Annotated in this window: 11 protein-coding genes, 2 tRNA genes and 1 pseudogene; 5 read left to right on the forward strand and 9 right to left on the reverse strand. The window is 17.8% G+C overall.

The features are described 5' to 3' along the window. Positions 1 to 5: 5 nt before the first annotated feature. The 5 genes from rplT to AACL00_RS00860 form a co-directional block, all read right to left on the reverse strand. On the reverse strand, positions 6 to 347 hold the full coding sequence (gene rplT / locus AACL00_RS00840) for a 50S ribosomal protein L20 (RefSeq protein WP_339044812.1): 342 nt from the start codon (positions 345 to 347) through the stop codon (positions 6 to 8). Between the two features lie 11 nt (positions 348 to 358). After that, positions 359 to 556 (reverse strand): 50S ribosomal protein L35, encoded by a 198-nt coding sequence (gene rpmI / locus AACL00_RS00845; RefSeq protein WP_339044813.1) that lies wholly within the window; start codon positions 554 to 556, stop codon positions 359 to 361. Between the two features lie 29 nt (positions 557 to 585). Then, positions 586 to 1,110, reverse strand: coding sequence for a translation initiation factor IF-3 (infC, locus tag AACL00_RS00850; protein WP_339044814.1), 525 nt, complete (start codon positions 1,108 to 1,110; stop codon positions 586 to 588). Continuing rightward, a complete protein-coding gene (gene thrS / locus AACL00_RS00855; protein ID WP_339044815.1) occupies positions 1,088 to 3,004 on the reverse strand; it encodes a threonine--tRNA ligase in 1,917 nt (638 codons plus the stop codon). Before thrS ends, infC begins: the two co-directional genes overlap by 23 nt. Positions 3,005 to 3,124: 120 nt before the next feature. Then, positions 3,125 to 3,198 (reverse strand) — tRNA-Asp (locus tag AACL00_RS00860). A 140-nt stretch (positions 3,199 to 3,338) separates the two neighbouring features. Here AACL00_RS00860 and AACL00_RS00865 point away from each other — a divergent pair. From AACL00_RS00865 to AACL00_RS00885, 5 genes are all read left to right on the forward strand, one after another. Then, positions 3,339 to 3,412 (forward strand) — tRNA-Gln (locus AACL00_RS00865). A gap of 57 nt (positions 3,413 to 3,469) precedes the next feature. Beyond that, positions 3,470 to 4,417 (forward strand): ribose-phosphate pyrophosphokinase, encoded by a 948-nt coding sequence (locus tag AACL00_RS00870; RefSeq protein ID WP_339044816.1) that lies wholly within the window; start codon positions 3,470 to 3,472, stop codon positions 4,415 to 4,417. A gap of 44 nt (positions 4,418 to 4,461) precedes the next feature. Beyond that, positions 4,462 to 5,028, forward strand: a complete 567-nt coding sequence (locus AACL00_RS00875; protein WP_339044817.1) for a 50S ribosomal protein L25/general stress protein Ctc — start codon at positions 4,462 to 4,464, stop codon at positions 5,026 to 5,028. 105 nt (positions 5,029 to 5,133) lie between these two features. Continuing rightward, positions 5,134 to 6,435 (forward strand): 3-phosphoshikimate 1-carboxyvinyltransferase, encoded by a 1,302-nt coding sequence (aroA, locus tag AACL00_RS00880; protein ID WP_339044818.1) that lies wholly within the window; start codon positions 5,134 to 5,136, stop codon positions 6,433 to 6,435. Between the two features lie 55 nt (positions 6,436 to 6,490). Further along, positions 6,491 to 8,092, forward strand: coding sequence for a 30S ribosomal protein S1 (locus AACL00_RS00885; RefSeq protein ID WP_339044819.1), 1,602 nt, complete (start codon positions 6,491 to 6,493; stop codon positions 8,090 to 8,092). Between the two features lie 19 nt (positions 8,093 to 8,111). Here AACL00_RS00885 and cyoD read toward each other — a convergent pair whose 3' ends face one another. The 4 genes and pseudogenes from cyoD to cyoA form a co-directional block, all read right to left on the reverse strand. Continuing rightward, positions 8,112 to 8,426, reverse strand: coding sequence for a cytochrome o ubiquinol oxidase subunit IV (cyoD, locus tag AACL00_RS00890; RefSeq protein ID WP_339044820.1), 315 nt, complete (start codon positions 8,424 to 8,426; stop codon positions 8,112 to 8,114). Position 8,427: 1 nt separating this feature from the next. Further along, the gene (cyoC, locus tag AACL00_RS00895) at positions 8,428 to 9,081 is read right to left on the reverse strand and encodes a cytochrome o ubiquinol oxidase subunit III (protein ID WP_339045130.1); all 654 of its coding nucleotides are present in this window, start codon (positions 9,079 to 9,081) and stop codon (positions 8,428 to 8,430) included. Beyond that, positions 9,067 to 11,052 (reverse strand): annotated as a pseudogene (gene cyoB / locus AACL00_RS00900) (cytochrome o ubiquinol oxidase subunit I); the annotation flags it as partial. The pseudogene cyoB and the gene cyoC, both read right to left, overlap by 15 nt. A 1-nt stretch (position 11,053) precedes the next feature. Next, complete coding sequence (gene cyoA / locus AACL00_RS00905; RefSeq protein WP_339044821.1) at positions 11,054 to 11,917, reverse strand: ubiquinol oxidase subunit II; 864 nt, start codon at positions 11,915 to 11,917, stop codon at positions 11,054 to 11,056. Positions 11,918 to 12,742: the final 825 nt, after the last annotated feature.

Here is a 12,742-nt window from a genome sequence, read left to right on the forward strand (position 1 = left end):
TATATTTATATTTTTTTTAAAATTTCAAAAAATAATTGTTTATCATTTGTTATTATATTTGATATAATTTTTCTATTTAAAATAATATTATTTTTTTTTAATTTATTTATAAAAAAATTATATTTATAATTAATTTTTTTACATGCAGCACTAATTTTAGTTATCCAAATAGATCTAAAAAATCTTTTTTTATTTTTTCTATCTTTATAAGTATATTGTCCAGCTTTCATAATTGCTTGTTTTGCTATTCTATAAATCTTATTTCTTCTACCTCTAAAACCTTTAGCTTGTTTTAAAATTTTTTTATGTCTTTTATTTGCATTAACTGCTCTTTTAACTCTTGGCATATTTTTAATATTTATTTAGAAATTAACATTAATTTTATTGATGGTATATCATTTTTGTGAATTTTTATTATTTTTCTAAGTTTCCTTTTATTTTTTGTAGTTTTTTTTGTTAATATATGTCTTTTAAAAGCTTGTGCTCTTTTAATGGTTCCATTAGAAGAAATTTTAAATCTTTTTTTAGCACTACTTTTAGTTTTTTTTTTTAACATTTTTTATAAAAAATAAATTTTAATTTAAATTAAATTTTTGGTGAGATTAATAAATTTATTTGTTTTTTATCTATTTTTGTTAATTTTTCTATTTGTCCTATAAATTTTATATTTTTTTTTATTTTTTCAATAATTTTTGTTGATTTTTTTTCAAAAGATATTTCTCTTCCTATAAAATATATAGATATTTTAATTTTATTTTTATTTATTAAAATTTTTTTTATTTTTTTAATTTTTATATTTATATCATTAAAATTTATATTTGGTTTAAATTTTATTTCTTTAGTTTGAATTATTTTTTTTTTAAATTTTATTTTTTGTTCTTTTTTTTCTTTTATATATTGAAATTTACCATAATTTATTAATTTTACTATTGGTGGTTTTGCATTTGAATTTATTTCTACTAAATCTGTATTTTTTTTTTTTGCTATTAAAATAGCAATTTTTAAATTCATAATTCCTAATTGTTCATTATTTATACCTACTAAACGTATTTTAGTAGCGATAATTCTATTTTTTGTTTTTTTTTTTTTAAATATTTTTTTTTTTTTCATTTTTTAATTTTGATTTTATTTTTTTTATAAAATTTTTAATTGAGATATTTTCAAAATTATTTTTTTTTCTTTTTCTTATAGTAATTGTTTTAGTTTTATATTCTTTTTTTCCTATTATAATAATATAAAAAGGTTTTTTAATTATACTTTTTTTAATTTTATAATTAATTCTTTCATTATTTAAATTAATTTTTGTTCTAAAATTATATTTTTTAAAAATTTTATAAATTTCTAAAGTATATTTAGAATATTTTTCTGAAATGTTTAATATTAATATTTGAATAGGTGATAACCATAAAGGCATTGATCCAGAATAATTTTCTATTAAAATTGCTATAAATCTTTCTAAAGATCCAATTATTGCTCTATGTAACATTATAGGAGTTTTATAATTATTTTTTTTATTAATATATTTTACATTTAATTTTTTAGGCATTAATAAATCAATTTGTATTGTTCCACATTGCCAATATCTTCCTAGTGAATCTTGTAAATGATATTCAATTTTTGGTCCATAAAATGCTCCTTCGCCTTTTATTTTTTGTATTTTAAAATTAGTAAAAAAATTAGTTGCTTTTTTAAGTTCATTTTCTGCAAAATCCCATTTATATTCTTTACCAATTCTATTTTTAGGTCTTAATGCTAATTTAATTATTATATTTTTAAAACCAAATTTTTTATAAACTTTACAAGCAATTTTATGAAAATTAATAATTTCATTTTGTATTTGTTTTTTTGTACAAAAAATATGTCCATCATCTTGTGTGAATTCTTTAACTCTCATTAAACCATGTAATGAACCTGAAGTTTCATTTCTATAACATTTACCAAATTCTCCATATTTTATAGGTAATTCACGATAACTTTTAGGTTTAAAATTAAACATTTGAATATGTCCAGGACAATTCATTGGTTTTAATGCAAAAATTTTTTTTTTATTTTTTATAATTAACATATTTTTTTTATAATTTTGCCAATGTCCTGTTTTTTTCCATAAAATTTTTTCTAAAATTTCAGGAGTTTTTATTTCTTTATAATTATTTTTTTTATATATTTTACGCATAAATTTTTTAATTTCTTCTCTTATTATCCATCCACTTTCATGCCAAAATATAAATCCAGGAGCTTCATTTTGAAAATGAAATAAGTTTAATTTTTTACCTATTATTCTATGATCTCTTTTTTTTAATTCTTTTAATTGATTTAAATAATTAATTTGTTCTTTTTTATTCTCCCATGCTGTTCCATATATTCTGTATAACATTTTATTTTTAGAATTTCCTTCCCAATATGCTCCTGATAATTTTATTAATTTGAAAATTTTTATATCTCCTGTATATGAAACATGTGGACCTTTACATAAATCTGAAAATTTACCTTGTGTATATATTGAAATTTCTTGATTATTTATTTTTTTTTTTAAAATTTTAATTTTAAAAAATTCTTTTTTTAATTTAAAAAAATTAATTGCTTCTTGATAAGTTAATATTTTTTTTTTTATAGGTTTATTTTTATTTGATAAATATAACATTTTTTTTTCTATTTTTAACAAATCTTTCTTATTTATTTTTTTTTTATAATAAAAATCGTAATAAAAACCATTATTAATAACTGGTCCTATTGCTATTTGAGATTTTGGATATAATTCTTTTATTGCATTTGCTAATAAATGTGCTGTTGAATGTCTTAAAATTTTTATTCCTTCTTTATCTTTTAAAGTAATAAATTTTATTTTTAAATTTTTATTAATAATAAAAGATAAATCTACTAATTTATTATTAATTTTTGCAGCTAAAATTTTTTTTTTAATTTTTAATTTTTTTATAATTTTTTTTATAGATATTGGTTTATTTGTTTGAAATATTTTTTTTTTTGGTAAATTTATTGTTATCATTATTTTAAAAAAAAATATTTTTTAAAAAATAATTAAAATTTATTTTTTTTTAAAAAAAGATAAATTTATTAAAAATAAATTTTAATATTATAAATTTTAATTATTTAAGAAAATTTTATTCGGAATGGACGGGATTCGAACCCGCGACCCTTGGCTTGACAAGCCAATATTCTAACCGATTGAACTACCATTCCTAATATTTTTATTTTTTTATATTATCTATTTTTATTAATATAAATGCAAGTTTTTTTTTTTTTAAAAAAAAATAATTTTAATAAATAAATTTAATAAAATTTTGTTTATAATAATTTATATATATATAATTATTTTTAAAAGGGGAATAGCCAAGTTTGGTTAAGGCACCGGATTTTGATTCCGGGATCCAAGGTTCGAATCCTTGTTCCCCTGTTTAATTTATTTTAAAATTATTTTTTTTTAAAATTTTATTTTTTTTAAAAAAAAATATTGAATTATAAAAATTTAATGATATTTGCTGGTAATTCAAATATTGATTTAGCCAAAAGTATTGCAAATAAAATTGGTGTTCCTTTAGGAATTTCTAAAATTTTTAAATTTTCTGATGGTGAAATTTTTGTTGAAATAAAAGAAAATGTACGTGAAAAAATTGTTTTTATTTTACAATCTTTAAGTTTTCCATCTAGTGAAAATCTTATGGAAATAGTTATTATGGCTGATGCTTTAAAAAGAGCTTCTGCTTCTTGTATTATTGCTGCTATACCATATTTTGGGTATGCTAGACAAGATAGACGTACTTATTTATCTAGAACAGCTATTTCTGCTAAAGTTGTTGCTAATATTTTAGAAAAATCTGGGATTAATAAAATATTATTTATTGATTTACATTCAGAACAAATACAAGGTTTTTTTAATATTCCTGTTAATAATTTATATACTTCTAAAATTTTTTTAAATGATTTAAAAAAAAAAAAATATAAGAAACTTTCTATAGTATCTCCAGATTTTGGTGGAATTATTAGAGCAAGATTTTTTGCTAAAAAATTAAATTGTAATTTAATAATTATAGATAAATATAGGGAAAAAATAAATACTTTAGAAGTAATGAATGTTATAGGTTCAGTTGATGGACAAAATTGTATTATTATAGATGATATAATAGATACAGCTGGTACTATTGTTAAAGTTGCAAAAATATTAAAAAAAAAAAATGCTAAAAAAATTATAGCTTATTGTACACATCCTGTATTATCAGGAAATTCTTTAGAATATATTTCTTCTTCTTGTTTAGAAGAATTAGTAATTACTAATACAATTAAAATTTCTAAAAAAGTTAAATTTTGTAAAAAAATTCGTCAATTAAGTTGTTCTAATTTATTAGTAGAATCTTTTAAAAGAATAATTTCTGGTGAATCTATTATGTCATTATTTATATAATATTTAATATATATAAAATATAATATTTATTAAAAATTATTTTTATGAAAATTAAAGCATCATTAAGAAAAGAAATAGGTACTAAATCAAGTCGTAGATTGCGTAATATTAATAATGTTCCTGGAGTTATTTATGGTGAAAATATTTTAGTTAAAAATATTTTTATTAACCATAATTTTTTATATTTATTAATACAAAAAAAATATTTTTATTCTAAAATTTATAAATTAGAGATTTCTAATAATATTGAAAATGTTTTATTGCGTGATTATCAGTTACATGCTTATAAAAAAAAAATTTTACATGTTGATTTTCAAAGAGTTAATTTTAAAAAAAAAATTTTTATAAAAATACCTTTGTATTTTTTAAATTATGAAATTTCTCCAGCGAAAAAAATATCTTCTGGAATTATTAATTATTTTATAGATAATGTTTTAATAACTTGTTTTCCAAAATATTTACCTAAATTTATAAATGTAGATTTATCAAAAATAAAAATTAATCAATCTATTTATTTATCGGATTTAATTTTACCAAAAGGTGTAAAACTTTTTTTTAAAAAAAATTCTATAGTAGTTAATGTTCATCCTTTAAAAAATAAACAAGAATAATTTTTAAAATTAATATTAATAATATATATTAAATATTTTATATATAAATTTATATTTTTTTTTTATATAATTTTTTTAATTTATATTATTTATAAAAATATATAAATGTCTTATATTAATTTATATTTAAATAAAAATTTTAAAAAAAAAATAAAATTACCAGGTTCTAAAAGTATTTCTAATAGAATATTATTATTATCTTCTTTATCTAAAGGTATAACTATTATAAAAGAAATATTAATATCTGAAGATACATTAGTAATGTTTAATATTTTAAAAAATTTAGGAATTAATTTATATTTTGATTATATAAATAATAATTTTATTATTTATGGTTGTAAAAAAAATTTTCCTATTAAAAAAAATAATTTATTTGTTGGAAATGCTGGAACTGTTATTCGTCCATTAATTTCTATATTATCTATATTAGGTGGAGAATATATATTATTTGGTACAAAAAGAATGCATAATAGACCTATTAAAGATTTAATAGTTGTTTTAAAAAAAATAGGTATGAATATTAAATATTTAAAAAATATTGGTTATCCTCCTTTATATATATCTTATGGAAAATTTAAAATTTCTAAATTAAATATTAAGTGTGATATTTCTAGTCAATTTTTAACTTCTTTATTAATAGGCTTAGGTTTATTATCAAAAAAATATAAGTTTATATTTATTAAAATTTTAGGAAAATTAACATCAAAACCATATATTTATATTACTATTAATTTAATGAAAATTTTTGGAATTAATGTTATTATTAATAATAATATTTTAAAAATATTTTTAAATTCTGGTTATAATAGTCCTGGTATTTTTTTAGTTGAAGGAGATGTTTCTTCTGCTTCATATTTTTTAGCTGCGGGGGTAATTTCGGGGAGTTTAATAAAAGTTAAAGGTATTGGTAGAAATAGTATTCAAGGTGATATGAAAATTATTAATATTTTAAGAATGATGGGTGGTATTATAAATGTAAAAAAAAATTATATTGAATCTTTTTCAAAAGATTTATTATATGCAATTAATATTGATTGTAATGATTTTCCTGATTCCGCTATGGTTATAGCTATAATTTCTTTATATACAAATAATATAAATATATTACGTAATATTTCTAATTGGAAATTTAAAGAAAGTAATCGTTTATTTGCAATGAAAAAGGAATTAAGCAAATTAGGTGCAAAAGTTAGTATTGGTGAAGATTTTATAAAAATTATTCCTCCAAAATTTATAAAATCAGCTATTATTGATACTTATGACGATCATCGTATTGCTATGTGTTTTTCTTTAGTTTCATTAAATACTTTTTTAAAGTATGGTGTTTTTATTAGGATTAATAATCCTAAATGTGTTTGTAAAACTTTTCCTAATTTTTTTTTATTTTTTAATAAAAAAAATATATAAATATATATATATTTATATATTTTTTATTTATTTTTAATAATAAATTTTTATTTTTATGAATATTAAATATTTTAAAAATGCATCTAGAAATAGCGTTTTTGCTAATCTATTAAAGGAATTTTTTTTAGAAAAAAATATAGTTTCTAAAGAAATTATACTTGTGAAAGTTATAGATATAGATAAAAATTTTGTTATTGTTAATACAGATTTAAAATCAGAAGGATTTATTCCTATAAGTGAATTTAAAAATGATAGAGGGAAGATAGAAGTTATTATAGGAGATTTAGTTTTTGTAGTTGTAGAATCTTTAGAAAATGGTTTTGGTGATACTATTCTTTCGAGAGAAAAAGCTAAACGTTTATCTACTTGGTTATCTATGGAAAAAGCTTTAAAAACTCAAGAAGTTATTATTGGTACAATTATTGGTAAAGTTAAAGGTGGTTTAACTGTTTTATCAAATGGTTTACGTGCTTTTTTACCTGGTTCTTTAGTAGATATTAAACCTGTTAAAGATATTAGTTCTTTAGAAGGTAGATATTTAGAATTTAAAGTTATAAAATTAGATCGTGAAAGAAATAATGTTGTTTTATCTAGAAAAATTATAATTGAAAAAAATATAAATAAAGAAAGAATGAAAGTTGTAAAAACATTATTTAAAAATTCTGTAGTTGAAGGAATAGTTAAAAATATTACAGATTATGGAGTATTTATAGATTTAGGTGGTATTGATGGTTTATTACATATTACAGATTTAGCATGGCGTCGTATAAAACATCCATCGGAAATATTAGTATTAGGTCAAAAAGTTTTAGTTAAAGTATTAAAATATGATAAAAATAAAAAAAAAGTTTCTTTAGGAATGAAACAATTAGAAAAAGATCCATGGAAAGGTTTATCTAAAAAATATCCTAAAGGTGTAAAAATGTTAGGAAAAGTTACAAATATCACAGATTATGGTGTTTTTTTAGAAATAGAACCAGGTATAGAAGGTTTAGTGCATATTTCAGAAATGAATTGGACAAATAAAAATGTTATCCCAAATAAATTTTTTTCTTTAGGTTCAAAAGTAAATTTTGTAATTTTAAATATTGATGAAATACGTCGTCGTATTAGTTTAAGTGTAAAATATTGTTTACCAAATCCTTGGGAAGATTTTTTTATTAATTATAAAAAAGGGAGTAGAATTATAGGAACTATTAAATCTATTTCAGATTTTGGGATTTTTGTTAAATTAACAAATAGATTAGATGGATTAATACATTTTTCTGATTTATCTTGGAGTTTTAAAAGAGCAAAAAAAATTTTATGTAAATTTAAAAAAGGTAATATTTTAACTACTATATTAATTTCTGTTGATATTAAAAGAGAAAAATTATCTTTAGGTTTAAAACAATTTTTTTTAAATCCATTTAAAGAATTTATTAAATTTAATAAGATTGGTTCTAGAGTATTAGGTGTAATAAAAAATTTTAATAATTATTTTATAAATATTAAATTAATTGATAAAAATGTTTTTGGGGTTTTAAAAATAGTTGGTAATTATAAAATATTTTTAAAAAAAAAAAATATTTATATTGGAAAAAAAATTTTTACTTTTATAATTAATTTTAATATTAAATCATGTTTATTAATTTTATCATTTAAAAAAAATAGTTAATTTTATATATTAAAAAATTTTAAAAAGACATATTATGTTTTAAATGATTCATAACCCATATTGATCCTAATATAATAATAAATATTATAATGTTAGTAAATATTAATGATAAAATAATCCAACCTTTTTCTGATTTTGAATTCATATGTAAAAAATATATCATATGTATGATAGTTTGTATTATTGCTAATAAAATTAAAATATTAATTATATTTTTTTTTTTAAAAAATAATATTTTTTTATATAAAACTATAATACTTGAAAAAATTGTTAAAATTATTGATAATGTAAAGCCTATTAAATAATCTTTAAAATTTATTTTAAAATCTAACATTTTATAAGGTTCCTATTAAGTAAATGAAAGTAAAAATATTTATCCAAATAATATCTAAAAAGTGCCAGAACATTGATAAACATGTTAATCTTTGTTTATTTTTTTGTATCCCAAATTTTTTAATTTGAATTATTAATGTTAATATCCAAATAATACCAAAAATTATATGTATTCCATGAATTATAATAATAGTAAAAAATGATGTTAAAAATGCACTTTTTTGTGGTATAGCTCCTATTTTTATAAGTTTAAATATTTCATATGTTTCTAAACTTAAAAAAAGTATTCCTAATATTGATGTAGTTTTTAACCAAAAAATTATGTTTTTAATATTATTTTTATTACTTTCAATCATAGATAAACCATATGTTAAAGAAGAAGTTAATAATATTAATGTATTACATGTAACAAATTTTAAATTAAATAATTTATGCTTATTAAATATATTATGAGAATTATTTTTTAATATTGCATATGCAATAAATAAACAAGCAAAAATAATACAATCACTCATAATATATAACCAAAATCCTAATAATGTTCCATCATTTTCAGAATGTTGTGTTTTAATATTATATAATTTATTTAAAAAAATATTTTTTTTAAAATTTATATTTTTTTTATTTTTTTTAAATTTATTTTCAATTTTAAAAATTTCTTTTGAATTTAAAATATAACTGTTTTTATAATTAAAAGAATATTTAATAATAATTATTAAATTAATTATAAATCCTATTATAGATAATATCCACATATTCCAAATTATACAAAATCCTATAAATGTACAAATAATAGAAATTATAAATCCTAATGAAGTTTTTTTAGGCATATGAATTGAATGATAATTTTTGTAATTTATATTTTTTTTTTGATTATTTTTTTTATTTTTTTTTTTTATATATATCCATATATCTTTTTTATTAATTTTAGGTATAAATGCAAAATTATATTTAGGTGGAGGTGAAATTGTTGACCATTCTAATGTTCTACCATTCCATGGATCACCTGTAAAATCTTTTAATAAATTTCTTTTTTTATAACTTACAAATAATTGTATTATAAAACAAATTATTCCTAATAATATTATTATTGCTCCTAAAGCTGCTATTAAAAACCATTTTTTTTTTGAATAATCATCGAAATGACTTATTCTTCTTGTAACTCCCATTAATCCTAAAATATATAATGGTGTAAATGCTATATAAAATCCTATTAACCATAACCAAAAACTACAACGTCCCCAAAATTTATCTAATTTATAACCAAAAGCTTTAGGAAACCAATAATTAATACCAGCAAACATACCAAAAACTACACCACCTATAATTACATTATGAAAATGTGCTACTAAAAATAAACTATTATGTAAACTAAAATCTATTGGGGGTATTGATAAAAGTATTCCTGCCATTCCACCTATTACAAATGTTGTCATAAATCCTATAGTCCATAACATAGGATTTTCAAATTTTATTTTACCTTTATACATTGTAAAAAGCCAATTAAATATTTTAGCACCAGTAGGAATTGATATAATCATAGTTGTTATTCCAAAAAAAGCATTTAAATTAGCACCAGAACCCATAGTAAAAAAATGATGTAACCAAACTATATAAGATAAAATTGTTATTGATATAGTAGCATATACCATTGATTTATAACCAAATAAACTTTTACCACAAAATGTTGCAGTAACTTCTGAAAAAATTCCAAAAGCTGGTAAAATTAAAATATAAACTTCAGGATGTCCCCAAATCCAAATTAAATTTATATACATCATTGGATTACCGCCAAAATTAGTAGTAAAAAAATTTGATCCTGTTATTCTATCTATTGCTAACATTCCTAAAACAGTTGTTAAAACTGGAAAAGATACTATAATTAAAATATTAGTACATAATGAAGTCCAAGTAAAAATTGGCATTTTCATTAATTTCATTCCAGGGGCACGCATTTTTATTATTGTTACTAGTAAATTTATTGCAGATAATAAAGTTCCTATTCCTGCTATTTGTAAAGACCAAATATAATAATCTACTCCTACGTCTGGGCTATTTATTATCCCAGATAATGGAGGGTAAGCCATCCATCCAGTTTTGGCAAATTCTCCTATAAATAATGATATCATAACTAAAATTGCTCCAGATGTTGTCATCCAAAAACTTAAATTATTTAAGAATGGAAAGGCTACATCTCTTGCTCCAATTTGTAGTGGTATTATAAAATTCATTATTCCTGTTACTAAAGGCATTGCTACAAAAAATATCATTATTACTCCATGAGCGGTAAATATTTGATCGTAATGATGAGGAGGTAAAAAACCATGATTTTTTCCAAAAGATAAAGCTTGTTGTGCCCTCATCATTAATGCATCTGTAAAACCTCTTAAAAGCATAATAATTCCTAATATAATATACATTATACCTATTTTTTTGTGATCTGTAGTAATAATCCATTTATTCCAAATTGTTTTCCATAATTTAAAATATGTAATATTTATTAATAAAATAACGATTATTAAAAATATTATTATAAAAGTTGTTAATAAAATTGGATCTTTGTATTGTAATGCATTTAATGTAAGTTTTCCAAAAATTTTATTAAAAAAAATATTTTTTAACAACATATTATTTTTTTTTAAAAGTTTTAATATTATTAATATTATTTATTTTGCCTTTTAATGTTAAAGGAAAAATATTTTTATCTATTTTAGAATAATAGTGTATAGGTTCTTTAATACTTTTTTTTATTAATTTTTTATAAGAATTAAGATTTAAATTTGAATTTTTATTATTTTTTTTAATATTATTAATCCAATTTTTAAATTTTTCTTTATTTACTCCTTTAAATTTAAATCTCATATCTGAAAAACCTTCTCCACTGTAATTTGAAGAAAATCCTTCAGAATTACTAATTTTATTAATTACAGCATGTAATTTAGTTTGCATATTAGGCATAGCATAAATTTGTCCTGCTAATGTTGGAATAAAAAATGAATTCATATTAGAAAGAGAAGTTATTTTAAATTCTATAGGTTTATTAATAGGTATAACTAATTTATTTACTGAAGCTATTTTTTGTTTAGGATATATAAATAGCCATTTCCAGTCTAAAGCTATTACATTTATTTTTAAATATTTAATATGATTAGAAATAAAATGATTTTTATCTATTCTAGAAAGTTTTTTATATGGATCAAGTTTATGAGTATTTTTCCAAGAAAGTGTTCCTAAGATTAATATCATTATTAAAGGTACTCCCCAAATTATTAATTCTAATTTTATAGATTTATTCCAATTTGGTTTATATTCTGAATTTGAGTTATATCGATATTTCCAAGCAAAAAATAAACTAAGTATTATTACTGGAATCATTATTATTGATAATAATGATATTGATATTAAAAATAATTTTGATTGTTGTATTGCTATATCCCCATTGGGATTTAATACTAAAAATTTTTTTTTATTTATAAAATTTGTATTTAACATTAATAAATTTTTTTTATAATGATAAAAATATAAATTTATTATTTTTTTTTTTAAAAAAAAAATAATAAATTTATTAAATTTTTATTATATAATATATATATTATTAATAATTTTTTATATATTTTAAATATAATATAATATAATATTAACATATATATTTTATTTATTTAAAATTTTTTAATTTTTTTAAAATAATATAAATTATGTTTATAATTAATATAATTATAAATTTTTTTAGGGTTATTGTATATTTTAAAAAAAATTTTTAGAAATTATTGATATTTTAATAAAAATTAATAGTTAATATTTTTTATTTTGTTAATTTTATTTTTATTTGTATTACAAAATATAAAATATTTATTAAAAAAATATTTAGAATTTAAAAAAAATAAATATTGAAGTTTATGAAATATTGATTAATATTTATAATGTTAATAAAATTTAGTATAATATTTTTAATATTAAAAAAAAATTAATATTTTTTATTAAGTGATTTAGTATAAATTTTATTTTATAATTTTGATGTATTTATTAAGAATTTTGATTTATTTTTAAAAAAATTTTTATTATTAATTTAAAAGTAAAATTATAAAAGTTGTAGAAATTAATAATAATAATTTTAGTTGTAATGTTTTTAAATTATTAAAAAAATTTAAATTTATTTAATATATAAAAAATAATTTTGTAAAAGTTTTTTTTGCAAATTAAAATGATAATTTTAAAATGTTAAAACTATCTTTATAATTAATAAAAAAAATTTAATTTTAAATATTTTTAAAATTATATTTAAAAAAAATATAGTTTTTAAAAATATTATTATTTAAT

This window comes from Candidatus Zinderia endosymbiont of Aphrophora alni (genome assembly GCF_964019745.1).
Taxonomy (GTDB): Bacteria; Pseudomonadota; Gammaproteobacteria; order Burkholderiales; family Burkholderiaceae.

Bases quoted from the DNA above. Each gene is read 5' to 3' on its own strand.
- aroA (WP_339044818.1), top strand. From the start codon at position 5,134: ATGTCTTATATTAATTTATATTTAAATAAAAATTTTAAAAAAAAAATA.
- rpmI (WP_339044813.1), bottom strand. From the start codon at position 556: ATGTTAAAAAAAAAAACTAAAAGTAGTGCTAAAAAAAGATTTAAAATT.
- cyoD (WP_339044820.1), bottom strand. From the start codon at position 8,426: ATGTTAGATTTTAAAATAAATTTTAAAGATTATTTAATAGGCTTTACA.
- AACL00_RS00885 (WP_339044819.1), top strand. From the start codon at position 6,491: ATGAATATTAAATATTTTAAAAATGCATCTAGAAATAGCGTTTTTGCT.
- cyoA (WP_339044821.1), bottom strand. From the start codon at position 11,917: ATGTTAAATACAAATTTTATAAATAAAAAAAAATTTTTAGTATTAAAT.
- infC (WP_339044814.1), bottom strand. From the start codon at position 1,110: ATGAAAAAAAAAAAAATATTTAAAAAAAAAAAAACAAAAAATAGAATT.
- AACL00_RS00875 (WP_339044817.1), top strand. From the start codon at position 4,462: ATGAAAATTAAAGCATCATTAAGAAAAGAAATAGGTACTAAATCAAGT.
- thrS (WP_339044815.1), bottom strand. From the start codon at position 3,004: ATGATAACAATAAATTTACCAAAAAAAAAAATATTTCAAACAAATAAA.
- rplT (WP_339044812.1), bottom strand. From the start codon at position 347: ATGCCAAGAGTTAAAAGAGCAGTTAATGCAAATAAAAGACATAAAAAA.